This window comes from Pseudomonas sp. 1D4 (assembly GCF_001728925.1).
Lineage (GTDB): Bacteria > Pseudomonadota > Gammaproteobacteria > Pseudomonadales > Pseudomonadaceae > Metapseudomonas > Metapseudomonas otitidis.
In genome coordinates, this window is the sequence record NZ_LXJQ01000076.1 from 1 (window position 1) to 21,778 (window position 21,778).

Sequence of the window (21,778 nt, forward strand, 5' to 3'; positions counted from 1 at the left end):
CATGGCAATCCTGCGTTCGGGCCTGCGGGTCCGGCGAAGCTGAAAGGAGGGCGTCTAGAGGCTGGCTACTTACGGCAGGCTCAGTTGCGTGCTTTGGGTGATTCGATCGGAACTGATTTGGGACCGCGGTACGAGAGCGAGTGCGCCATACTCGCCTTTCTTTGTTCTCGCGTAGTGATTGGGGCTACTGTTGTTTAACCAATAATGAGCGGGAGGGGATATGCCTTGTTACTCACGAGAGTTCACATTGGCTATTTTGGATGAAACGCCCTACAGGTCGAGGCTTTCGAGCTATCTGGTTGAGCAATTGGTAGAGCTCTCCTGCGACGATCTAAGTAGGTGGAGAAAGGCAGTAGATGCAGTGGAAGGTGTAAGAGGTAAAGTCCGAGATAAAGCTCCGAGCTTGTTTCGGCAGAGCGGTAACTTGGGCGGCTACGGTCATTTTCATTTCAGACGAGGCGACTGGGCATTTGCGAACCTGGCACGTGCCTCCCATGTACAGACCCATTTACCTCCCGATGGAGTCATAGATGAAATAGCTCTGCGGTTGGCTGCAAGTGACGATCCTGCTGGCGACCTTGAAAAGACGATGGTTGCCCTGGGCAGGCGGCTGGACTCTCGCGCAACAGGGGATTGGGTCATCTATAGGGAGACTGCTGAAGGCAAACACTACTTAGCAATAAGTCCTCATGTTGAAAGCGGATCATTTGATGAGTTAGCACTGAGAGAGCTTTTAGATCGGCTATCGCTTTAAACCTAACAAGTGTACGAGCCCGCCACCCGGCGGGCTTTTTCATGCCCCGAGGAAACCATGTCCATCATCACCGAGCAGCAGCTGCTGCAGATCCTCCCGAACGCCCGCACTGTTGCGGGCGTTTTCGTTCCGCACCTCAACGCCGCCGCCGAGCGCTGGCAGTTCGACCGGCCCAAGCGGTTCGCCGCGTTCATCGCCCAGGTCGGGCATGAGTCCATGCACCTGCGCCGCACCCGCGAGATCTGGGGGCCGACCCCGGCCCAGGACCGCTACGACGTGCGCGAAGACCTGGGCAACACCCCCGAGCGTGACGGCGACGGCCGGCGCTACATGGGGCGGGGCCTGATCCAGATCACGGGCCGGGCCAACTACATGAAATGCAGCCTCGCCCTTTACCGCGACGACCGCCTGGTGCAGACGCCCGAGCTGCTGGAGGAGCCGGAGGCCGCCACCGCCTCGGCCGGCTGGTTCTGGTGGTCCAAGGGGCTCAACGCCTTGGCCGATGCCGGCCAGTTCATCGAGATCACCAAACGCATCAATGGCGGCCTCAACGGCCAGCAGGAACGCCTGCAGATCTGGCAGCGCGCCCGTGCCGTGTTGGCTGGGTAGGGGGTGGCCATGACGATGCTCAATGTGGTGCCGGGCGACCTGGCCCGCCGGCTGTTGCTGCTCGGTGCCGTGCTGACCCTCGGCGCGGTGGCGGGGTGGTGGGTCAACGGATGGCGGTGGGAAGCCCGGCTGGCCGAGGTCGAGAAACTGCACGCCTCAACCCTGGGCGAGATCAGCCGCGCCGCTGCCGCCCAACTGCAGGCCGCCCAACAACAGCAGGCCGAGCTGCAGCAGCGGCTCGCCCTGCTCGATCAACAGCGTTATCAGGAACTCACCTATGCTCAGGAACAACAGAACCGCCTGCGTGCTGATCTGGCTGCCAGTGCTCGCCGCATGTACGTCCCCGTCACTGCAGCCAGTTGCCAGCAACTGCCCAACACCCCCGGCGCCGCCGGCCTGGATGATGGAGCCTACCGCGCCGAACTTCAGCCAGCGGCTGCAGCGGATCTTGCTCATCTCGCCGGAGACGCCGACACCTGCGCCCGCCGACTGAGCGGGCTGCAGGAGTGGGTGAGGGAATTGCTGCATTTGACGTATGGCGGCAAGTGAACGCGACCCTGCTTGGGTTGGTCCACCTCTGAGCTTGGCTTATCTGGTTGTCACGGATTTCCCTATCGGATAAGAATGGCGCTCTGCCATTATCGGAGGACGATCTGTGAGCCAGTACACGATAAAAGATGGTGTCCTCACTGCTGACAATGCGGTGACAGCTAGCGCTAAATTCACCTGTAAGCAGGGGACCTTAAGCAATGTGACTTTGCAGTTCCCTAAGGGGCTGACGGTTGCGGGGGCGATTAGTCTTAACGCGCATTGCCCTTGCTGCGGGGAGCAAGTCTGCTTTCCCACTGGCAGGCACAGGGTGAGCGATGCCGGTGAGTTGGTTAGCGAATACCAATAAGGCCCCGCATAGGCCCGTTTAGCTTCAGACTAGGCAATCTGCCTTCGCTGGCTAGTTGGGAAACGTGAGGCGACAAAGGCCCAGGCCCTGCGATGCGGGGCCTGGGCCTTTTGTCGTTTGTGCGGGGCGATGCTGTGGCGGGTCATGGGGCAAATTTGGGGCAAATCGCACGCCATTCCACGCCAACCAATGCCAATTGCTAGTGCTGAACGAATCGAAGAATCCCGCCGTAGAACGCGTGGCTCTGGGCTTCTAGCGATTTGGCGAAGTTCTTAGAGCACAATGGGCGTGTGTTCGGAAAGGTCCTGGGTGTCTTTGGCCATCGGTGCTTCGCGATTCTTGAGGTGGGGCCGGGCATTCCGATTGCCATGAACCGATGCCCGGTCTTGCATGGGAAGGGCGCTAGTGTACGGTATCCGGCTTGCTCGCTTTAACCCCGGAGTTGCACATGCCCGACACCGATCTCTCCCTGACCGAACTTGCCGCCCACCTTGGCAAGGCCCTGGCGGCCATAAAAGCGCAGGTCACCACGGCGGAGTCTTGCACCGGAGGTGGCATCGCCGAAGCGATCACCCGTATCCCGGGCAGCTCCACCTGGTTCGAGGCCGGCTATGTCACCTACTCCAATACCCAGAAGACGGCCCAACTAGGGGTTCCGGAACTCCTGTTCGGGCAGGTCGGCGCGGTCAGCCGCGAGGTGGTCCTGGCCATGGTCGAAGGCGCGCAAGCCCGCAGTGGTGCGCGATTTGCCGTCGCGGTCAGCGGTGTTGCGGGGCCTGATGGGGGCTCGCCCGAGAAGCCGGTCGGTACCGTCTGGATCGCTTGGGCCGACGGCGACGCGCGCCACAGTCGTCGCTACCAGTTTGTGGGTGACCGCCAGCAGGTGCGTCGGCAAACGGTGAAAACGGCCCTCCACGGTGTCATCCGACTAGCTGCAGGAGAAAAACCGTTCGAGGGGTAGGCGAGCGAAAGTTTCCTGTGAAATAATACTGTCTACTTATACAGTTGTTGGTGGCCGTCAGGCCCTCTTGATGAGCGAGGACTTCAATGGACGAGAACAAGAAGCGTGCTTTGGCGGCTGCCCTGGGCCAGATCGAGAAGCAGTTCGGCAAAGGCGCGGTCATGCGCATGGGCGACCATGAGCGCCAGGCCATCCCGGCCATTTCCACCGGCTCCCTGGGGCTGGACATTGCCCTTGGCATCGGCGGTCTGCCCAAGGGCCGTATCGTCGAGATCTACGGCCCGGAATCCTCGGGCAAGACCACCCTGACCCTGTCCGTGATCGCCGAAGCCCAGCGCATGGGGGCCACCTGTGCCTTCGTCGACGCCGAGCACGCGCTGGACCCGGACTACGCCGGCAAACTGGGCGTCAACGTCGATGACCTGCTGGTTTCCCAACCGGATACCGGCGAGCAAGCCCTGGAAATCACCGACATGCTGGTGCGTTCCAACGCGGTCGACGTGATCATCGTCGACTCCGTTGCCGCCCTGGTGCCCAAGGCCGAGATCGAAGGCGAGATGGGCGATTCCCACGTCGGCCTCCAAGCCCGTCTGATGTCCCAGGCCCTGCGCAAGATCACCGGCAACATCAAGAATGCCAACTGCCTGGTCATCTTCATCAACCAGATCCGCATGAAGATCGGTGTCATGTTCGGCAGCCCGGAAACCACCACCGGCGGTAACGCGCTCAAGTTCTACGCCTCCGTCCGCCTGGACATCCGCCGTATCGGCGCTGTGAAGGAAGGCGAGGAAGTGGTGGGCAGCGAAACCCGCGTAAAGGTCGTCAAGAACAAGGTTTCCCCGCCGTTCCGTCAGGCCGAGTTCCAGATCCTTTACGGCAAAGGCATCTACCGCAGCGGCGAGGTCATCGACCTTGGTGTACAGCAGGGCATCCTCGAGAAGTCCGGCGCCTGGTACAGCTACCAGGGCAGTAAGATCGGCCAGGGCAAGGCCAATGCAGCCAAGTACCTCGAGGACAATCCGGAAATCGGCAAGGCCATCGAGAAGCTGATCCGCGAGCAACTGCTGAACCGCAACAACGGCAAACAGGACTTCGTTCCCACCGCCGAAGAAGCCGCTGAAGCCGACGCTGACGCCTGATCCCGTGCCCGTCGTGCTCGACAGCCCCGCCGCCGTGCGGCGGGCCGCGATGGACCTGCTGGCGATGCGCGAGCACGGTCGCATCGAACTGACGCGCAAGCTGCGTCAGCGCGGCGCCCCGCCTGAACTGATCGAAAGTGCCCTCGACCGGCTTGCGGACGAGGGCCTTCTCGATGAATCCCGCTACCTCGAAAGCTTCATTGCCAGCCGAGCCCGCTCCGGTCACGGGCCTGCCCGTATTCGCGAAGACCTGGCCCAGCGCGGCTTGCCCCGTCCGGCAATCGAGGCGGCGCTGCGCGAGGCCGACATCGATTGGGGCGCGCTCCTGCGTGAAACCTGGATGCGCAAGTTTGCGCGGCTGCCCGTAGACGCCAAGGAGCGTGCCAAGCAAGGGCGCTACCTGGCCTATCGGGGGTACTCGATGGAGATGATCAGCCGCTTGCTGAGAGGCTTGTCGCTGGACGATTGAGGTGTGTCCGTACTGAGAAGCCCTGCCAGGTGACCCTGGCAGGGCTTTTTCATGGGCGTCAGCGTAGCCAGTGTTCCGGCTGGTTGATGAAATCCACCAGCTCCCGCAGGCGTCCGTGGTCGCGGCCGTTGAAGCGGAACGCCAGGCGGATGAGGTGGCAGAACTCCGGCTCGTCCCGCTCAGGCTCACAGTAGGGGCGCTGTTCGAAGCCGCCCTGCAGGCACAGCCCCTTGAACTCCTCATGCAGGGCTTGGAGGGCCGAGTCCGTCAGTGGGTGGTTCATGCGGATGACGAACTCGTTCTTCAGCCAGCGAGTGGAATGGAAGTTGCCGTAGAAACGCGCGATTTCCGTGGCTGCGTCCTCCGCGCTGTGTACCAGCCGAACCAAGCGCAGATCGCTAGGCAGGATGTAGCGGTTCAGTTCCAGATGGCGGTGCAGGAAGTCCAGCGCATCCTTCCAGTAGCTGCCGCCGGGCTCGTCCAGCAGTACCACCGGCACCAGCGGGCTCTTGCCGGTCTGGATCAGGGTGAGCACTTCGAGGGCCTCGTCCAGTGTGCCGAAGCCGCCCGGGCACAGCACCAGGGCATCGGCTTCCTTGACGAAGAACAGCTTGCGGATGAAGAAGAAGTGGAACGACAGCAGGTGGTCGGTGCCCGCCACCGTGGCGTTCGCGCGTTGCTCAAAGGGCAGGGTGATGTTCAGGCCCAGGCTGTTTTCCTGCCCGGCACCTTCATGAGCGGCGGCCATGATGCCGCCCCCGGCACCGGTGATGACCATCATGTCGAGCCGGGAGATGGCCTCGCCCAACTGGCGAGCCAGGTTGTACAGCGGGTGCTCCACGGGCGTGCGTGCGGAACCGAACACGGTGACCTTGCGACGGCGCTTGAACTGCTCAAGGACGCTGAACGCGTGCTCCATCTCGCGCAGGGTCTGCAGCATGATCTTGGCGTCCCAGCGGTTGCGGTCCGCCTGGGCCATGCGCACCACCGTGGTCACCATCTCGCGGTAGAGGGACAGGTTGGGGCTTTCGTGCGGAACCACCAGCCCGACCAGTTCGTCGACCTTTTGCGCCAGGTCGATCCCGCTGGTCTGGAAGTGCCGGGAGAGGTAGTCATCCGGTTCGAAAGGCATAGCGTTCTCCTTGCTCAGCAACTGCACGGCACGCCCGGGGTGGGCGCGCCAGAGCCCTGCCAACGGGGCATTCGACCCGGATGCAGGACGCTGGGACAGCTTGCGCGAGTGTCTCGGGCTTTTCCAGCCGCAAGATGCAGCCTCGACCCCAGCCCCCTGTAGGAGACGGGGGGCGGCAGCCGCAGGCAGGGGGGACGGTGTTACTTGGCCGTGGAGGCCTTCAGGCCACAATCGCTGGCAATGAAGCGTTCGTTGGTGACCGGGCGATTGCTCTTGTACTCGGTGAAGGCATAGCGCAGTGCCGCACCTCGGGCCAGCAACTGACGGTAGCCGTTGTTGCGGCAAACGCTGTTGGCCAGTTGGGCACGCACCGAGTCGGGGTTGGCGCGCATCTGGGTTGCATGGGCAGAGCGGACGCTGAGGTGGTTGACCAGTTCTGTGCCTTCCACTGTGTAGCCCTGGTCGAGAATGTCCTCGTTGATGGCGCGGGGCGTGCCGACGCTGCTCTCCTCGGCCACTTTCTCCAGCATCTTGGTCAGCTCGAAATCCTTGAGCGAGGCCGCCTGCACGGCGATGGGCGCGAGAAGGGCTAAGGCGGCGAGGGTTAGGCGTTGCATGCGAATCTCCGAGGGTGGGACAGCCTTTGACTCCGGCTGCGACCAAGTGTTCATGGCCCGGTAGCCTGGTGCGCGCATCCTGAACAAGCGCCGACTGCAGATCAAGGTCCGTCTGATTCCCACCGTTGTGTTGCGCCGACGAGCGGCCCCTGGATGCTGCCAGCCTGTTGTCACGCTTGACAACCCGCTATGCCTGACAGAGTCCCGTCACACGGGGCACAGGTGCATTTGCCGCTTCGCCTGGCCTTAGCGCTGAGGCCGGGTGCTATTGCCGGCGGATGTCAGCAAGGCAGGAGTCCCCACGACTTTAGGATGGGGGCCGGCGGCAAAACACGGACTGTCCCAAAACCCCAGACGCCTCCGGGTGTCCCGTGAGGAATGACCAGGTCGCCCCAGACCTTGCGTGCGGTTCTCTGAGAACAGAGGGCGGTTGCCTTCCTCACCCCGGTATTGACCTCGGGCTACCAATTCGGATTCCAGCCGGCGTTTGTCCAGGGCACCGCCTGCGCCAATGGTGCGGGGCAGCCGCCCCCGGTGATCTTCTACAACCTCGTCGGCCCGGCACGCCTTAAGGACGCGCGGATGACCGCCGGCAGCGCGGGCCACTACACAGGGGAGAACAAGACCCAGGTCTCCACTTCATCGGGTTGACCTTCAACCACGTCTCTGAGCGGAGCGACGGGCTGGGGGTAACGACTCGTCCGCCCCGCTGCCCATCGATGACCGGGCGGGGGTACACTGCGCGCCGTTTCCGCACAGCCCTGGTTTCCCGTCCTCCATGACCCACGCCGTCTTCCGCTTGCGCGCCGAATGTCTGGCCCGCGCCACTCGCCCGTTCGTTGCCCGCGGCTCCCGCGCACCCCGCTGCCCGCGTTGCCGGGTGATTCCTGCCTACTGCTTCTGCGACCAGCGTCCGCAGGTGCCGGCCAATGCCGGGGTGTGCCTGTTCATGTACTACTCGGAGCCGCTCAAGCCGAGCAACACCGGCTGGCTGATCGCCGATGTGGTGGCCGATACCGCCGCCTTCGAATGGTCGCGGATCGCCCTCGACCCGGCAGCCGAGACCCTGCTGAATGATCCCCAGTGGCAGCCGTATGTGGTGTTCCCGGGGGAATACGCCGAGCCGGAGCGGGTGGTGGAGGAAGTGACGGTCGAGCCAGGCAAGCGACCGCTGTTCATCCTGCTGGACGCAACCTGGACGGAGGCTCGCAAGATGTTCCGCAAGAGCCCGTACCTGAACAGCTTCCCGGTGCTGAGCCTGCGCCCGGAGCAGATCTCCCGCTACCGTCTGCGCCGCTCCAAGCGTGACGAGCACCTGTGCACGGCCGAGGTGGCTGCGCTGTGCCTGGAACTGGGCGGTGACTCACAGGCCGCCGGCGCGCTGGATGCGTACCTGGACCTGTTCACCGAGCGTTATCTGGGCGCCAAGCACGCCCTGCCGTTGGACCTGGAGAGCCCGGCGCACCAGGCGCTGCGTCCTTATCTCTGAGCCTCGTTGCGTTGCGGCCAAAGCTGCGCCACCAGCATGCCGACGAACATCAGCGCACAGCCCAGATAGCCCCGCGCATGCAGGGACTCGTTGAGCATGAGGGCACCGGCGATGGCAGCGAACACCGCCTCAAGGGACAGGATGATGGCCGCGTGGGACGCAATCGCGTGCTTCTGCGCCACCACCTGCAGGGTGTAGCCGATGGCCACGGCGATCACCCCGCCATAGAGGATGGCCGGGCCGGCCGAGACGATGGCGTCCAGGCGGATGTCTTCCAGCACCAGCGCCAGCGCGAGGCTGATCACCGCGCAGGTGATGAACTGCAGGATGGCCAGGCGCACCGGGTCGTGACGGCTGGCGAAGAACCCTACCAGCAGCACGTGAACGCCCCAGACCACCGCCCCCGCCAGTTGCAGCCAGTCGCCGCGCGCCACCTGGAAGTTGTCGCCGACGCTGAGGAGGAACATGCCGCCCACCGCCAGCAGCGCGCCGATCCAGGTGCCCATGCCGGTGCGATGGCCCAGCAACAGCCCCAGCAGCGGCACGATGATCACGTACAGGCCGGTGATGAAACCGGAGTTGGTCACGCTGGTGAACAGCAGGCCCACCTGCTGCAGGTTGATGCCCAGGGACAGGGCCAGTCCCATCAGCACGCCGCCGAGCAGCAGGCCCTGGTTCATCGGCTCGTGGTGCTCGCCGCGTGGCAGCAGGTAGAGCAGCGGCAGCAACACCAGGGCACCCAGTGCGAAGCGCAGGCCTGTATAGAGGAAGGGGCCGATGGCATCCATGCCGAGCCGTTGCGCAACGAACGCCGCGCCCCAGATGGCAGCGGTGATCAGCATCAGGATGTCGGCGCGCAGGGCTTGGCTTCGCATAGGACTTCTCGGCAGTCAAAAGGCCAAGACTCTGACGCAAAGATGGCCGCTTGACCACCCCGCCGAGGGTCGGCATGCTGGGCGCCGCTCCACGGCCGCCCATTAGCCGCCAGGGCCTTCCAATCGCTGCCAGGGCGGTGGGGCCCGCCAGAAAAGGACCCCTCGATGGCCGCTTACGACATCCTAATTGCCGACGATCACCCGCTGTTTCGCAGCGCCCTGCACCAGGCCCTGACCCTGGGGCTGGGCCAGGATGTGCGTCTGGTGGAAGTGGCCAGCATCGCTGAACTCGAGGAGCGCCTGGCGCAGAAGAGTGACTGGGATCTGGTCCTTCTGGACCTGAACATGCCCGGCGCCTACGGCTTCTCCGGCCTGGTGCTGTTGCGCGGTCAGTACCCGCAGATCCCGGTGGTGATGATCTCCGCCCAGGAGGAAGCATCGGTCGTGGTCCGGGCGCGCGAGTTTGGTGCGAGCGGCTTCATTCCCAAGTCCAGCCCGCTCGAAGTCATCCAGTCGGCCGTGCGTGCCGTGCTCGATGGCGATGCCTGGTGGCCGCCGCAAGCAGACGAGGCGGTGGTCGTTTCCGACGAGGCCCGTGCCGCCAGTGCCGGCCTGGCCAGCCTCACGCCCCAGCAGTTCCGCGTGCTGACCATGGTCTGCGAAGGCCTGCTGAACAAGCAGATCGCCTTCGAGCTGAATGTGTCCGAGGCCACGGTGAAGGCCCACGTCACTGCCATATTCCGCAAGCTCGGCGTGCGTACCCGCACCCAGGCCGCCTTGCTGCTGCAACAGATGGAATCGATTCCGCCGGCCTGACTCCGCCTTTTCACGCAAATTTGAGACGCGCCGCGCTAGGCTGCGCGCTCCTTATTAAGACAGCCAGCCTTCCCATGTCGCCATTCAAAGGCCAGACCGGCCTCAAACGTATCCTCAACGCCGCCGGCTACTCCCTCGCTGGCCTGCGCGCGGCCTTCACCGGTGAAGCCGCGTTCCGCCAACTGGTACTGCTCAACGTCGTGCTGATTCCGATGGCGTTCTTCCTTGATGTCAGCCGTGGCGAGCGGGCGCTGATGATCGGCGTGTGCCTGCTGGCCCTGATTGTCGAGCTGCTCAACTCGGCGGTGGAGGCGGCCATCGACCGCATCTCCCTGGACCGCCACCCGCTGTCCAAGAACGCCAAGGACATGGGCAGCGCCGCCCAGTTCGTCGCCCTGACGCTGATCGGCTCGGTCTGGGCCACCATCCTGCTGGGCTGATCAGGGAATCTCGGGCAGCACGATCTCGTCGCTGCGCCTTACCCCCACCGTGAGTTCGCGACACTGCTCAAGGAACTCACGCATGGCCGCCGTCTGGTACTTCTGCCGGTGCCAGATGAAATAGAACTGCCGACGCAGGTCGATCCCCGGGGTTTCCAGCGGCACCAGGCTGCCGCGGCGAAAGGCATCGCGCAGCGCCAGGCGCGAGATGCAACTGATGCCCAGCCCCGACTCCACCGCCCGCTTGATGGCTTCGGTGTGCTCCAGCTCCAGGCGGATGTTCAGCGGCACCGGGTGGTGTCGCATGGCCTGGTCGAAGGTCAGGCGGGTGCCTGAGCCCTGCTCGCGGAGAATCCACGCCTCACGGCACAGCTCGTCCAGGCTCACCGGTCGCTGCTTGGCCAGGCGGTGGCCGGGCGCACAGAACACCACCAGTTCGTCCTCGACCCAGGGCAGAACCTCGATGTCCGGGTGCTGGCAATCGCCTTCGATTAGACCCAGATCAAGTTCGTAATGGGCGATCTGCTGGACGATGTTCGCTGTGTTCTGCACGTGCAGGCTCACCTGGCACTCCGGGTGGCGCTGCATGAAGCTGCCGATCAGCAGGGTCGCCAGGTAGTTGCCCACCGTCAGGGTGGCGCCCACCGCCAGCGAACCGAAGCCGCTCTTGCCGTTGAGCAGGTCCTCGATCTCCCGGGCCTGATCCAGCAGGGCGACCGCCTGGGGCAGCAGCTGATGGCCCAGCGCATTGAGGCTGAGGCGCTTGCCGACACGGTCGAACAACTGGCAGCCAGACTGCCGCTCCAGCTCGGTCAGCGAGGTGCTGGCCGCCGATTGCGACAGGGACAGCGATTCGGCTGCGCGAGAGACGCTGCCTTGCTGGGCGACGCTGACGAAAACCTGCAATTGACGGAGTGTAAAACGCATATCGATATAACCGATAACCTATATCTTGATAATCCAGTTAACAGATATTGTGGCGATCACTACAATGCCGCGCAATTGCGCCCAAGCGGCGCTGGCGACATTTCCTCTTCGGAGCTTCCGGAAACATGAGCAACTTCAACTCCGAGCGCGTCCTCAGCGTTCATCACTGGAACGACACGCTGTTCAGCTTCAAGTGCACCCGCGACCCGGGCCTGCGCTTCGAGAACGGCCAGTTCGTCATGATCGGCCTGCAGCAGCCCAACGGCCGTCCGCTCATGCGCGCCTATTCCATCGCCAGCCCGAACTGGGAAGAGCACCTGGAGTTCTTCAGCATCAAGGTGCCGGACGGCCCGCTGACTTCCCAGCTGCAGCACCTGAAGGAAGGCGACGAGATCATCATCAGCAAGAAGCCTACCGGCACCCTGGTCCTCGATGACCTGAACCCGGGCAAGCACCTCTATCTGCTGAGCACCGGCACTGGTCTTGCGCCCTTCATGAGCGTGATTCAGGACCCTGAGACCTACGAGCGTTTCGAGAAGGTCATCCTCGTGCACGGTGTGCGCTACGTGAACGAAGTGGCCTACCGCGAATTCATCACCGAGCACCTGCCGCAGAACGAGTTCTTCGGCGAGGCGGTGAAAGAGAAGCTGATCTACTACCCCACCGTCACCCGCGAGCCCTTCGAGAACCAGGGCCGCCTGACCGACCTGATGCGCAGCGGCAAGCTGTTCCGCGACATCGGCCTGCCGCCGATCAACCCGCAGGACGACCGCGCCATGATCTGCGGCAGCCCGAGCATGCTCGACGAGACCAGCCAGGTGCTCGACAGCTTCGGCCTGAAGGTATCGCCGCGGATGCGTGAGCCGGGTGACTACCTGATCGAGCGCGCCTTCGTCGAGAAGTGATTCTGCGCCGCGCCTGACGAAAAGCCCGCCATTCGGCGGGCTTTTGCATTTCAGCCCGTCAGGCTGAAGCGCTGGCCGGACAGGGTGGGGTGGTGGATCGGCTGGACCTTGTTCCCGGCCGGGGTCCAGCAGGTGGAAGCTGAGGGTGCCGTCGCCATGGGCGAAGGGGCGGTCCAGCAGCGTGACACCCTGATCCTTCAGGTAGCGGTACCGGGCCACCAGGCTATCCAACACGGAGCCGAGATGGTCCACCGACTGCGCGCCGTGGCTCGGTAGTGTCGTTGCCGCCAATGATGTAGACCAGGTTCTCGTGGGCGCGGCGAACCGGATTGCCTGGTATTCGACGTACTGCGTGACCGCCGTGATCCGGACCTGGTGTGGCGCTACTAGATGTGCACCGACGAAGCGGCGTTCGAGGCCCGCACGCAGACGCCGCATGTCCTGGCGAGCGGGCCGTTGGTGGCGCTGCTGATTCTCCCGCAGGACTGCATCGAGGCCGATGCGCTGGCCCCCAATCCCTCTCGCTGAGTCGCTTCAGGCGTCTGCTCCGCGTGCGATTTCAAGCACGCGGATGCGGCCAGCCTCGGGGTAGTGCCAGCGCACGTCCACGTCCCACAGGCGCGCGCCGTAGCGGCGTTCCGGCTGGGGCTTCTGGTAGGCCGGGCGGGGGTCCTGGGCCAGGCACTGTTCCACCAGCGCCACCAATGGCTCGCCCAGGCGCTCGCTTTCGAGCCTGGCCTGGGCCAGGGCTTCGGGCGACCAGTCCACCGGGATCAGTTCCGGCGGGGCCGCAGCGATGCCGTTGCGTGCGTCCAGTTGGCAGTCGGCGTAGGGCACGTAGGGCTTGATGTCGAGCACTGGCGTGCCGTCCAGCAGGTCGATGCCCGACAGCCAGAGCCGGCCGGCCTCCACCTTGTCCAGCTTCACCACCGACTGGCCGATGCCGTTGGGGCGGTGCGTCGCGCGGCTGGCGAAGACCCCCAGGGTCTGGTTGCCGCCCAGGCGGGGCGGGCGCACCTTCAGGCGCGGCGTGTCCTCCAGCGCCTGATGGAAGAGGAACAACAGCCACACATGGCTCACCTGCTCCAGGCCGGCCACCGCCTCACCGCCGTCGAAGGGCGGCAGCAGCTCCAGCACGCCGCGGGCGGCCGGGGCGAGCTGGGGTTGGCGGGGGATGGCGAATTTTTCCTTGAAGCAGGAGCGCAGGATGCCGACCGGGGAAACCAGATGCTGCATGGTGCGTGACTCAGCGGCTGCGGATCGGCGCGCCCTGGGGCACCCGGCACCCGGCGTCGCGGTAGGGGCCGCTGTGGCGCACCCAGCCCTCGCCGGGCTGTACCTGGGCACAGGTGAAGCGGCCATCCAGCGTGCTCTGCCAGACATAGAACGGCGCCGGCGCGGCAAGGGCCGGCAGGGCAGGGAGCAGGGCGAGGCACAGCAGAAGGGCGCGCATGGTGAGGGTCCGGCAAGAATGCGCGGCTACCCTAGCAGGTTGTTGAAACACTGACCACGCCGCCGCTGGGGCGTTGAAGGCGCACTCGAGGTGCTCACGCACCCCACATGAACCGGTCTTTCTTTCGGGCGTTTCGCCTCGCCCTGGTTTTTCAACGACCGGCCTGCGCCAGGTGCAAGCCGTGGGCGCCCGCAGGTGCGCAGCATTCGGCCTGGGGGTCAGAGCTGGAAGCCGCCGTCGATGGGGATGATGGTGCCGGTCATGCAGGCGAGGGCGCTCATCTCCTCTTCGCCGCTCCAACGCTGCATGGGGATGATGGCGACATCCGCCGCCAGGGCATCGTCGCCCTGGGCAGTTAAGCGGGTGCCGCCGGTGCGGCCTTGCAGGCTGAAGTGCTTCTCCACGGGGTGAGCCTCGTCAGTGTGGGCGGGCCTTACCCGAGCTGCTGCCAGGCGGTGACAGAGCCATCATCGAGACGGGGAATGCTTGGCCATTCCAGCCCCATGGAAACGAAAACGCCGCGAGTCCCTGGGGGCCTCGCGGCGTTCGTCAGCCGACCGCTGGGGTCAGATGCACTCGGCCCACAGGTCGTACTCGTCTGCATCCACCACCCGCACGCGGACCTTGTCGCCTGGCTTCAGGTTGGGGTTGTCGATGAACACGCTGCCGTCGATCTCCGGGGCATCGGCCCAGGAACGGGCCACGGCGCCCTCGTGGTCCACCTCGTCCACCAGCACCTCCATCTCCTGGCCGATCTTGCGCTGCAGGCGGGCAGCGGAGATGGCCTGCTGGTGCGCCATGAAGCGGTCCCAGCGGTTCTGCTTGATGTCGTCCGGCACTGGCTCCAGGCCCAGGTCGTTGGCCGGCGCGCCGTCCACCGGGGAGTACTGGAAGCAGCCGACGCGGTCCAGCTGGGCTTCGGTCAGCCAGTCCAGCAGGTACTGGAAGTCTTCTTCGGTCTCGCCGGGGAAGCCGACGATGAAGGTGGAGCGGATGGTCAGCTCGGGGCAGATCTCGCGCCACTTCTTGATGCGGGCCAGGGTCTTGTCCTCGAAGGCCGGGCGCTTCATGGCCTTGAGCACGTTCGGGCTGGCGTGCTGGAAGGGGATGTCCAGGTAGGGCAGCAGCTTGCCGGCGGCCATCAGCGGGATCACGTCGTCCACGTTCGGGTACGGGTACACGTAGTGCAGGCGCACCCACACGCCCATGGCCGAGAGCGCCTCGCACAGCTCCAGCATGCGGGTCTTCACCGGCTGGCCGTTCCAGAAGTCCAGCTTGTACTTGAGGTCGACGCCGTAGGCGCTGGTGTCCTGGGAGATCACCAGCAGTTCCTTCACGCCGGCCTTCACCAGGCGCTCGGCCTCGGAGAGCACGTCACCCACCGGGCGGCTGACCAGCTTGCCGCGCATGGAGGGGATGATGCAGAAGCTGCAGCTGTGGTTGCAGCCTTCGGAAATCTTCAGGTAGGCGTAGTGGCGCGGAGTCAGCTTGATGCCTTGGGGCGGAACCAGGTCGATCAGCGGGTTGTGCTCGGTCTTCGGCGGCACCACTTCGTGCACGGCGTTGACCACCTGCTCGTACTGCTGCGGGCCGGTCACGGCCAGCACGCTCGGGTGCACGTCACGGATGCTGTCCTCGGCCACGCCCATGCAGCCGGTGACGATCACCTTGCCGTTCTCCGAGAGCGCCTCGCCGATGGCGTCCAGGGACTCGGCCTTGGCGCTGTCGATGAACCCGCAGGTGTTGACCACCACGACGTCGGCGTCCTGGTAGGTCGGAACGATCTCGTAACCCTCCATGCGCAATTGGGTGAGGATGCGCTCGGAGTCGACGGTCGCCTTGGGGCAGCCGAGGGAGATGAATCCGACTTTGGGTGTTGCGGTGGACATGGGGGCTAACCTCGGAAGGGCACCTTGGGGGCGCCTCTGATCAAAAAGTGCGCAATTCTAGCGGCGGCCTACACACTTGAACAGCCTCTCCGAGGCAAGTCGTCGCAGGTGCATGCCCAGGCCCTGCCAGCGGGCGTTCCAGGGAATACGGCCTATAGTCAGCGGGGCTGGAAATGACCGGCTCTTGCAACCCGAATGGGGTGGGAGCAGGATGCGCCGAGTTTTTCCGAGAGATTTTGTTACATGTCCGATGCAAGCACCGGCACCGCTGAGCAGGAACAGCACCCCCACTCGAGCTCTGCCGTCGGCCTGATGGTCGGCGCCGTCGGGGTTTGCTACGGCGACATCGGCACCAGCCCGCTCTACACCCTCAAGGAAGTCTTCATCGGCGGCTATGGCGTGCAGGCCAACCACGATGGCGTGCTCGGCGTGCTGTCGCTGATCTTCTGGTCGCTGATCTGGGTGGTCTCGATCAAGTACGTGATCTTCGTCCTGCGGGCCGACAACGAAGGCGAGGGCGGGGTCATGGCGCTTTCGGCGCTGGCCCGCCGCGCCGCCACCGGGCGTCGTCGTCTGCAGGCCATGGTGGTGGCGGCCGGCCTGATCGGCGCCGCGCTGTTCTATGGCGACAGCATGATCACCCCAGCCATCTCGGTACTCTCCGCCATCGAGGGCCTGGAGATCGCCTTCGACGGGCTCAAGCACTGGGTGGTGCCGCTGTCCCTGGTGGTGCTGGTCGGCCTGTTCCTGATCCAGAAGCACGGTACCGCCCGCATCGGCATCCTCTTCGGGCCGGTGATGGTGGCCTGGTTCCTGGCGCTGACTGCACTCGGTATCTACGGCGTCTCCCAGCAGCCGGAGGTGCTCAAGGCGCTGAACCCGGCGTGGGCGGTGAACTTCTTCATCTCCCACCCGGGCATCGGAGTGGCCATCCTCGGCGCCACGGTGCTCGCGCTGACCGGTGCCGAGGCGCTCTATGCCGACATGGGCCACTTCGGCCGCAAGCCCATCGCCCGCGCCTGGTTCGCCCTGGTGCTGCCGGCGCTGGTGCTGAACTACTTCGGCCAGGGCGCGACCATCCTGGTCAACCCGGAGGCCGCGCGTAACCCCTTCTACCTGACTGCGCCCGGCTGGGCCCTGCTGCCGATGGTGGCGCTGTCCACAGCAGCCACGGTGATCGCGTCCCAGGCGGTGATCTCCGGCGCCTTCTCCCTGACCCGCCAGGCTATCCAGTTGGGTTACGTGCCGCGCATGTTCATCCAGCACACCTCCAGCCACGAGCAGGGGCAGGTCTACATCGCTGCGGTGAACTGGGCGCTGATGGTGGGTGTGGTGCTGCTGGTGCTGGGCTTCGAGTCCTCGGCTGCGCTGGCCTCGGCTTATGGCGTGGCAGTGACCGGCACCATGCTGATGACCACCCTGCTGATGGGCGTGGTGATCTGGCTGCTGTGGAAATGGCCGCTGTGGATGGTCATTCCCTTCTTCCTGGCGATGCTGCTGGTGGACAGCCTGTTCTTCGCCGCCAACCTGCCCAAGGTCATCCAGGGGGGCGCCTTCCCGGTGATCGCTGGTATTGCCCTGTTCATCCTGATGACCACCTGGAAGCGTGGCCGCCAGTTGCTGGTGGACCGTCTCGACGAGAACGCGCTGCCGTTGCCGCTGTTCATCGCCAGCATCCGTTCGCAGCCGCCGCATCGCGTGCAGGGCACGGCGGTGTTCCTCACTGCCCGCTCCGATGCGGTGCCCCACGCGCTGCTGCACAACCTGCTGCACAACCAGGTGCTGCATGAGCAGGTGGTGCTGCTCACCGTGGTCAACGAAGACAGCCCGCGCGTGGCGCCGGAGCGACGCTTCGAGGTGGACGCCTATGGCGAGGGTTTCTTCCGGGTGGTGCTGCACTTCGGCTTCATCGAGGACCCGGACATTCCCCAGGCGCTCAAGCTGTGCCACCTCAACGACCTGGACTTCAGCCCGATGCGCACCACCTATTTCCTCAGCCGCGAGACGGTGATCCCCTCCAAGCTGATCGGCATGGCGCGATGGCGTGAGGCGCTGTTCGCCTTTCTGCTGAAGAATGCCAACGGCAACCTGCGTTACTTCAACCTGCCGCTGAACCGGGTGATCGAGCTGGGTACCCAGGTGGAGATCTAGCCGGAGGCGAGGCTCGCCACAACGAATAAGCCCGGGCATGGCCCGGGCTTATTCATGGGGTGACGATCAGCCGCGGCCGGGCAGCATGCGCCGCACGGTGTCGTCCTTGCTGATGAAGTGGTGGAACAGCGCGGCCACCGCGTGCAGGCCGATCAGCCAGTAACCGAGCACGGCCACGGTCTCGTGCAGTTCCTTGATCTGCCCGGCGAGGTCGGGGTTCTTGTCGATCAGCGGCGGCAGCTCCAGGCCGAAGAAGGGGATCGGCTTGCCGGCGGCGCTGAGGATCAGCCAGCCGGCGAACGGCAGGCCCAGCATCAGGCCGTAGAGCGCCAGGTGCACCAGCTTGGCCAGGGCGTTCTGCCAGGCCGGCGGATTGGGGGTGATCGGCGGCGTGGGGGAGAGGACGCGCGCAGCGATGCGCACGAATACCAGGGCAAACACCGAAAGGCCCAACATGAAGTGCCATTGCTTGAGCAGTTCGCGGGTCTCGCTGCCTTTGGGGAAGTTGCCCTTCAGTTCGATGGTGGCGTAGACGGCGGCGATCAGCAGCAGCATCAGCCAGTGCAGGGCGATGGAAAGTTTCCCGTAGCGGGAGGTCTGGGTGGTCATCACGGCTCCTTGTTGTCCCGCATCGTGGTGGCGGGCTTGTCCCCAGCTTAGCGGCTGGGTCTTAAGCGAAAATGAAGCAGGTCAACGATCGGGGGATTTGCCGCCCCTGAGCGGGGCGGCGGAGGGGGTCAGGGCTTGGCCTGGCGCTTGGCGATGGCCTTGACCAGGCGTTCGGCCAGGGCCGGGTAGTTCTCGTCGTAGTGGTGGCCGCCAGGCAGGGCCAGCACCTCGCCGATGGCGTCGGGCTGGGTGCAGCCGCTGTCCTTGGCTTCCTCCTTGCCGTAGACGCAGAGCACCTTCTCCGGCGGCAGCTTGGCCAGTTCCGGGCCGGTGGCCGCTTCCTGGCCGGCCTTGCCCAGCCAGCCCTGTACCTCGATCTCGAAGCTGCCGCTGCGGGCCAGGGCCAGCAGCAGGATGGCATCCACCTGTTGCTGGTCGGCCTTGGGCAGGCGGTTGTAGAAGGCCGGCAACACGTCGGCACCGAAGGAGTAACCGGCGAGCACGAAGCGCTTGGCGCCCCATTGCTCGCGGTAGCGCTTCATCAGACGGCTGAGGTCGGCTGCACCCTGCTCGGGGCTCTTGTGCTGCCAGAAATAGCGCAGCGCATCGATACCGACCACGGAGTGATCGAGCTTGGCCATTTCATCGGCCACGGCGCGGTCCAGGTCGCGCCAGCCGCCGTCGCCGGAATAGAACAGGGTGACGGTGTCGGAGGGATGGTCAGCCGGCACTTCCACCACCGGCATCTGGCTGCCACCGCCCTCCAGCAGGCTGCGCAGGCGCTCGTTGAGCAGCTCGGGCAGGCTGGTGCCGTAGTCGCTGATGCCGGTATCGGCGTTGGCCTGGTCACGGGCGAAGGCAGCGCTGGGGTCGTCCGGATTGTCGTTCCAGGCGATGGTCCAGTGACCGTGGGACGCTGCCTTGGGCAGTGGGGCACTGCAATCGGGCTGGTCGAGGCTGAAGTCGATGGACAGGGCGCGGGCCTGATCGTTGCGCTGGCCGGCCAACCAGCGCCAGGCAAAGGCGGCGCCCGGGCCGATGCCGGCCACCAGGGTCGGCTCGCCCTCCAGCACGGTGCGGGTCAGGCCGAGCAGGTGTTGCTGGGCGTCGCAGTTGTCGGCAGGCAGTTGCAACTGAACCACGCGGGCACCGCCATCCTGGGCCAGGGCCAGCAACTGGGCGTCGTTAAGGTGCTGCTGGGCGTCCACCACCAGCAGTACCCGGGCCCGGGTTTCGCCCGGGGGCAGGGCGATGGTGGCGCGGCTGCCGTCGGCCAGGGTGCGTTGTTCCACCCGGGCTTGCGGTGCAGGGCGGCCCCACAGCAGCAGGGCGGTGCCCACCACGAGTACGAGGAAGATGATCAGCAGGCGGTGCCAGTGGCGTTTGAGCATGGGTGCCTCAGCGTTTGACCAGTCCAGTGAAGCCGCCCGCGATCAGGGCTGCGGTATCGGCCAGTGCCACCAGCGGGTCCAGGCCCGGCGGCACCGCCATGTAGCGAGGCTCCCAGTCCGGCTGGAACTTGTCCTTGAAGCGGCGCAGCCCCTGGAAGTTGTAGAACTGTTCGCCACGGCGGAACACCAGGGCGCCCAGGCGCTGGGTCAGCGGCGCGCCGCGACGAGGTTGCAGGCCCGCCAGCGGCACCATGCCGAGGCTGAAGCGCTCCACGCCCTGTTCCTTGAAGTGCAGCAGCAGGTTGAGCATGAGGAATTCCATGGTCAGCTTCGGCGCCTCCGGGTGGACCCGCATCAGGTCAAGGCTGGCCAGTTCCTGGCCGTCGGTCTCCAGCAGATTGGCGAAGGCCATGGGGCGGCCTTCGAAGGACACCACGGCGATGCGGAAGTGCTTCAGGTACTCCGGGTCGAAGCGGCCCAGGGAGAAGCCTTTCTCGCGCACGTTCTTGCCCAGCATCCAGGCATCGGAGATTTCCCGCAGCGCTTCGAGGGGCGCTTCGCCCGCGTCGTGGAAGGCCAGTGTCAGGCCGTCGCGCTGGCCCCGGCTGAGGGTGTAGCGCAGGTCTTTCATGGCCTTGTTCTTGGCGTCCAGGTCGAAGCGGCGCAGGTCCACGCGGGCCTCCTCGCCGAGCTTCAGGGCGCTGAGGCCGATGTCCATGTAGTAAGGCAGGTTCTCCGCGCGCACCTGGTAGAACACCGGGCGTGCATGGTGCACGTCGCACAGGTCGCGGAACTGCCAGATCAGCTCGGCGCGGTGGTTGGCCTTGCCGATGGGGTCGAACAGCGCCACCAGGCTGCGGCCACGGCGGGCGAACATCAGGAAGGCATCCTCCTCGGGGTGGAACAGCAGGGCCTTGTCGCCGGTCAGCACCAGGCCACCATCGGGCTGGGCGGAACCGCGGACGATGCGCGCGGCCTTCAGCAGTTCCTCTTCGGTGGGCTCATGGATCACCAGCGGTACCGGACGCAGCAGCCACACCAGGCCCAGGCCGGCCAGCAGCAGGCCGCTGGCCAGGGCGGCGCGCAGCGTGCGCGGCGCATCGGCGTCCACGGCGAACTGCCAGAACAGCTCCTGGCTGTAGGGCACGTCCTGGTAGGCGAAGAACATCAGCCAGACCGACGCGGCCAGCACGCAGGCGGCGGCACCGAGGTTGACCGGGGAGAACGGCATTTCCAGCAGGCGGCTGGGGCGGTAGAAGGCGTTGCGGAACATCGCCAGCAGCGCAGCAGTCAGCAGCAGCAGGGAGGCTTCTTCCCAGTCCACGCCCTTGAGCAGCGACAACACCGCGCCGGTCACCAGCAGCACCAGGGTCAGCGCCCAGGCCGCCGACAGGCGCCGGCGCAGGCCATGGGCGAGCAGCAGGCAGAGCACGCCCACCAGGCTGGCGGCCAGGTGCGAGGCGTCGATCAGGCGATGGGGGATAAGGAAACTGAGGTCGTCCAGGCGGGTGTCGATGGCCGGGGTGGCGCCGGAGAACAGCAGCACCACACCGGAGAGGAACACCATCAGCGACAGCACCGGCGCCGCCAGCCCCGAGGCGCTGCGCATGGCCTGGCGGCCAGCCGGGATGAAACGCTGGGCTTCGTTCACCAACAGCAGCATGCAGGCAACCACCAGCGGGAGCCCGACGTAGATCAGGCGATAGAGCAGCAGCGCTGCGGCCAGCGGGGCGGCACCGAGCTGGCCGGCGAAGGCGGCCAACAGCACCGCTTCGAACACGCCGACGCCGCCGGGTACATGGCTGAGCACGCCGGCCGCCAGGGCCAGCAGGTACACCAGCATGAAGGCGCCGAGGGGCGGTGCCTCCGGCAGCAGCAGGTAGAGCACGCTGGCTGCCGCACAGACGTCCACCAGGGTGATCAGCAACTGCAGGCCCGACAGACCCAGGCCGGGCAGGCGCACTCCACGGCCCATCAGGCGCACGCTGATGCAGCCGGGGACCGGGGCCTCGGGTTCGCGCAGGCGCGAAAACCAGAGCACCGCCAGCAGGGTGAGGCCAAGCACGGAACTGGCGGTCAGCGCCACCATCGAGGGCGACAAGCGCAGCGCCTGGGAGGCCGCGTCCAGGTTGCTGAGTGCGGCAACGGCTGCCAGCGGCGGCAGGGCCGAGCCCAGCGCCAGGCTGGCGAACACCGTGACCCGGGCGATGTCGGGTGCGCTGACGTTGTCACGGCTATAGAGGCGGTAGCGCAC

General features: G+C 65.4%; 22 protein-coding genes and 1 pseudogene. 11 read left to right on the top strand and 12 right to left on the bottom strand.

Annotated elements, in window-relative coordinates; all coding sequences use genetic code 11:
* Positions 1 to 811: 811 nt before the first annotated feature.
* From A7D27_RS25355 to recX, 5 genes are all read left to right on the top strand, one after another.
* Complete coding sequence (locus tag A7D27_RS25355; RefSeq protein WP_069566503.1) at positions 812 to 1,363, top strand: glycoside hydrolase family 19 protein; 552 nt, start codon at positions 812 to 814, stop codon at positions 1,361 to 1,363.
* A 9-nt stretch (positions 1,364 to 1,372) separates the two neighbouring features.
* The gene (locus A7D27_RS28545; RefSeq protein ID WP_083265786.1) at positions 1,373 to 1,912 is read left to right on the top strand and encodes a lysis system i-spanin subunit Rz; all 540 of its coding nucleotides are present in this window, start codon (positions 1,373 to 1,375) and stop codon (positions 1,910 to 1,912) included.
* Between the two features lie 797 nt (positions 1,913 to 2,709).
* Positions 2,710 to 3,222 (top strand): CinA family protein, encoded by a 513-nt coding sequence (locus A7D27_RS25365; protein WP_069563505.1) that lies wholly within the window; start codon positions 2,710 to 2,712, stop codon positions 3,220 to 3,222.
* A gap of 86 nt (positions 3,223 to 3,308) precedes the next feature.
* Positions 3,309 to 4,361 carry a recombinase RecA gene (recA, locus tag A7D27_RS25370; protein ID WP_069563504.1) on the top strand — a complete coding sequence of 351 codons (1,053 nt, stop codon included), beginning with the start codon at positions 3,309 to 3,311 and terminating at the stop codon, positions 4,359 to 4,361.
* Between the two features lie 4 nt (positions 4,362 to 4,365).
* Positions 4,366 to 4,830, top strand: coding sequence for a recombination regulator RecX (gene recX, locus A7D27_RS25375; RefSeq protein WP_083265787.1), 465 nt, complete (start codon positions 4,366 to 4,368; stop codon positions 4,828 to 4,830).
* 58 nt (positions 4,831 to 4,888) lie between these two features.
* Here the strand turns inward: recX and A7D27_RS25380 are convergent, their stop codons facing one another.
* Both A7D27_RS25380 and A7D27_RS25385 read right to left on the bottom strand, forming a co-directional pair.
* Positions 4,889 to 5,962, bottom strand: a complete 1,074-nt coding sequence (locus A7D27_RS25380) for an LOG family protein (protein WP_069566505.1) — start codon at positions 5,960 to 5,962, stop codon at positions 4,889 to 4,891.
* Between the two features lie 200 nt (positions 5,963 to 6,162).
* The gene (locus tag A7D27_RS25385) at positions 6,163 to 6,579 is read right to left on the bottom strand and encodes a quorum-sensing-regulated virulence factor family protein (protein WP_069563502.1); all 417 of its coding nucleotides are present in this window, start codon (positions 6,577 to 6,579) and stop codon (positions 6,163 to 6,165) included.
* A 778-nt stretch (positions 6,580 to 7,357) separates the two neighbouring features.
* Here A7D27_RS25385 and A7D27_RS25395 point away from each other — a divergent pair.
* Positions 7,358 to 8,068 (top strand): tRNA-uridine aminocarboxypropyltransferase, encoded by a 711-nt coding sequence (locus A7D27_RS25395; RefSeq protein WP_069563501.1) that lies wholly within the window; start codon positions 7,358 to 7,360, stop codon positions 8,066 to 8,068.
* Here A7D27_RS25395 and A7D27_RS25400 read toward each other — a convergent pair.
* On the bottom strand, positions 8,059 to 8,943 hold the full coding sequence (locus tag A7D27_RS25400) for a DMT family transporter (protein ID WP_069566507.1): 885 nt from the start codon (positions 8,941 to 8,943) through the stop codon (positions 8,059 to 8,061). The genes A7D27_RS25395 and A7D27_RS25400 overlap by 10 nt on opposite strands.
* Before the next feature lie 165 nt (positions 8,944 to 9,108).
* Here A7D27_RS25400 and erdR point away from each other — a divergent pair, with 165 nt between their 5' ends.
* Together erdR and A7D27_RS25410 are read left to right on the top strand one after the other, a co-directional pair.
* Complete coding sequence (gene erdR, locus A7D27_RS25405; RefSeq protein ID WP_069563499.1) at positions 9,109 to 9,759, top strand: response regulator transcription factor ErdR; 651 nt, start codon at positions 9,109 to 9,111, stop codon at positions 9,757 to 9,759.
* Between the two features lie 74 nt (positions 9,760 to 9,833).
* On the top strand, positions 9,834 to 10,199 hold the full coding sequence (locus A7D27_RS25410; protein ID WP_069563498.1) for a diacylglycerol kinase: 366 nt from the start codon (positions 9,834 to 9,836) through the stop codon (positions 10,197 to 10,199).
* Here A7D27_RS25410 and A7D27_RS25415 read toward each other — a convergent pair whose 3' ends face one another.
* Positions 10,200 to 11,126, bottom strand: coding sequence for a LysR family transcriptional regulator (locus tag A7D27_RS25415; protein ID WP_069563497.1), 927 nt, complete (start codon positions 11,124 to 11,126; stop codon positions 10,200 to 10,202). It abuts the gene before it with no gap.
* A gap of 125 nt (positions 11,127 to 11,251) precedes the next feature.
* Here A7D27_RS25415 and fpr point away from each other — a divergent pair, with 125 nt between their 5' ends.
* Positions 11,252 to 12,031, top strand: coding sequence for a ferredoxin-NADP reductase (gene fpr / locus A7D27_RS25420; protein ID WP_044414260.1), 780 nt, complete (start codon positions 11,252 to 11,254; stop codon positions 12,029 to 12,031).
* A gap of 50 nt (positions 12,032 to 12,081) precedes the next feature.
* Here the strand turns inward: fpr and A7D27_RS28870 are convergent.
* Positions 12,082 to 12,356, bottom strand: a pseudogene (locus tag A7D27_RS28870) (VOC family protein); the annotation flags it as partial.
* A gap of 65 nt (positions 12,357 to 12,421) precedes the next feature.
* Here A7D27_RS28870 and A7D27_RS28500 point away from each other — a divergent pair.
* Positions 12,422 to 12,559 carry a hypothetical protein gene (locus A7D27_RS28500; protein ID WP_177343744.1) on the top strand — a complete coding sequence of 46 codons (138 nt, stop codon included), beginning with the start codon at positions 12,422 to 12,424 and terminating at the stop codon, positions 12,557 to 12,559.
* 6 nt (positions 12,560 to 12,565) lie between these two features.
* Here A7D27_RS28500 and tsaA read toward each other — a convergent pair whose 3' ends face one another.
* From tsaA to rimO, 4 genes are all read right to left on the bottom strand, one after another.
* Positions 12,566 to 13,267 (bottom strand): tRNA (N6-threonylcarbamoyladenosine(37)-N6)-methyltransferase TrmO, encoded by a 702-nt coding sequence (gene tsaA / locus A7D27_RS25435; protein WP_069563495.1) that lies wholly within the window; start codon positions 13,265 to 13,267, stop codon positions 12,566 to 12,568.
* 10 nt (positions 13,268 to 13,277) lie between these two features.
* Complete coding sequence (locus A7D27_RS25440) at positions 13,278 to 13,484, bottom strand: hypothetical protein (RefSeq protein ID WP_044414250.1); 207 nt, start codon at positions 13,482 to 13,484, stop codon at positions 13,278 to 13,280.
* A gap of 218 nt (positions 13,485 to 13,702) precedes the next feature.
* Positions 13,703 to 13,888 (bottom strand): hypothetical protein, encoded by a 186-nt coding sequence (locus A7D27_RS29270; protein ID WP_069566509.1) that lies wholly within the window; start codon positions 13,886 to 13,888, stop codon positions 13,703 to 13,705.
* 162 nt (positions 13,889 to 14,050) lie between these two features.
* Positions 14,051 to 15,373, bottom strand: coding sequence for a 30S ribosomal protein S12 methylthiotransferase RimO (gene rimO, locus A7D27_RS25450; protein WP_069566510.1), 1,323 nt, complete (start codon positions 15,371 to 15,373; stop codon positions 14,051 to 14,053).
* Between the two features lie 243 nt (positions 15,374 to 15,616).
* Between rimO and A7D27_RS25455 the strand changes: the two genes are divergently transcribed.
* Entirely contained in the window at positions 15,617 to 17,524 is a 1,908-nt protein-coding gene (locus A7D27_RS25455) for a potassium transporter Kup (protein WP_069563492.1), read from the top strand.
* Between the two features lie 66 nt (positions 17,525 to 17,590).
* Here the strand turns inward: A7D27_RS25455 and A7D27_RS25460 are convergent, their stop codons facing one another.
* The 3 genes from A7D27_RS25460 to mprF all read right to left on the bottom strand — a co-directional run.
* Positions 17,591 to 18,133, bottom strand: coding sequence for a cytochrome b (locus A7D27_RS25460; RefSeq protein ID WP_069566511.1), 543 nt, complete (start codon positions 18,131 to 18,133; stop codon positions 17,591 to 17,593).
* 128 nt (positions 18,134 to 18,261) lie between these two features.
* On the bottom strand, positions 18,262 to 19,524 hold the full coding sequence (locus tag A7D27_RS25465; RefSeq protein ID WP_069563490.1) for a virulence factor family protein: 1,263 nt from the start codon (positions 19,522 to 19,524) through the stop codon (positions 18,262 to 18,264).
* 7 nt (positions 19,525 to 19,531) lie between these two features.
* The coding region (gene mprF, locus A7D27_RS25470; RefSeq protein ID WP_069566512.1) for a bifunctional lysylphosphatidylglycerol flippase/synthetase MprF at positions 19,532 to 21,778 on the bottom strand (2,247 nt) is incomplete at its 5' end.

Excerpts from the sequence above, each read along its gene's own strand:
- A7D27_RS25355 (WP_069566503.1), top strand. The coding sequence starts at position 812 with ATGTCCATCATCACCGAGCAGCAGCTGCTGCAGATCCTCCCGAACGCC.
- A7D27_RS28545 (WP_083265786.1), top strand. The coding sequence starts at position 1,373 with ATGACGATGCTCAATGTGGTGCCGGGCGACCTGGCCCGCCGGCTGTTG.
- A7D27_RS25365 (WP_069563505.1), top strand. The coding sequence starts at position 2,710 with ATGCCCGACACCGATCTCTCCCTGACCGAACTTGCCGCCCACCTTGGC.
- recA (WP_069563504.1), top strand. The coding sequence starts at position 3,309 with ATGGACGAGAACAAGAAGCGTGCTTTGGCGGCTGCCCTGGGCCAGATC.
- A7D27_RS25380 (WP_069566505.1), bottom strand. The coding sequence starts at position 5,962 with ATGCCTTTCGAACCGGATGACTACCTCTCCCGGCACTTCCAGACCAGC.
- A7D27_RS25385 (WP_069563502.1), bottom strand. The coding sequence starts at position 6,579 with ATGCAACGCCTAACCCTCGCCGCCTTAGCCCTTCTCGCGCCCATCGCC.
- A7D27_RS25395 (WP_069563501.1), top strand. The coding sequence starts at position 7,358 with ATGACCCACGCCGTCTTCCGCTTGCGCGCCGAATGTCTGGCCCGCGCC.
- A7D27_RS25400 (WP_069566507.1), bottom strand. The coding sequence starts at position 8,943 with ATGCGAAGCCAAGCCCTGCGCGCCGACATCCTGATGCTGATCACCGCT.
- erdR (WP_069563499.1), top strand. The coding sequence starts at position 9,109 with ATGGCCGCTTACGACATCCTAATTGCCGACGATCACCCGCTGTTTCGC.
- A7D27_RS25410 (WP_069563498.1), top strand. The coding sequence starts at position 9,834 with ATGTCGCCATTCAAAGGCCAGACCGGCCTCAAACGTATCCTCAACGCC.
- A7D27_RS25415 (WP_069563497.1), bottom strand. The coding sequence starts at position 11,126 with ATGCGTTTTACACTCCGTCAATTGCAGGTTTTCGTCAGCGTCGCCCAG.
- fpr (WP_044414260.1), top strand. The coding sequence starts at position 11,252 with ATGAGCAACTTCAACTCCGAGCGCGTCCTCAGCGTTCATCACTGGAAC.
- A7D27_RS28500 (WP_177343744.1), top strand. The coding sequence starts at position 12,422 with ATGTGCACCGACGAAGCGGCGTTCGAGGCCCGCACGCAGACGCCGCAT.
- tsaA (WP_069563495.1), bottom strand. The coding sequence starts at position 13,267 with ATGCAGCATCTGGTTTCCCCGGTCGGCATCCTGCGCTCCTGCTTCAAG.
- A7D27_RS25440 (WP_044414250.1), bottom strand. The coding sequence starts at position 13,484 with ATGCGCGCCCTTCTGCTGTGCCTCGCCCTGCTCCCTGCCCTGCCGGCC.
- rimO (WP_069566510.1), bottom strand. The coding sequence starts at position 15,373 with ATGTCCACCGCAACACCCAAAGTCGGATTCATCTCCCTCGGCTGCCCC.
- A7D27_RS25455 (WP_069563492.1), top strand. The coding sequence starts at position 15,617 with ATGTCCGATGCAAGCACCGGCACCGCTGAGCAGGAACAGCACCCCCAC.
- A7D27_RS25460 (WP_069566511.1), bottom strand. The coding sequence starts at position 18,133 with ATGACCACCCAGACCTCCCGCTACGGGAAACTTTCCATCGCCCTGCAC.
- A7D27_RS25465 (WP_069563490.1), bottom strand. The coding sequence starts at position 19,524 with ATGCTCAAACGCCACTGGCACCGCCTGCTGATCATCTTCCTCGTACTC.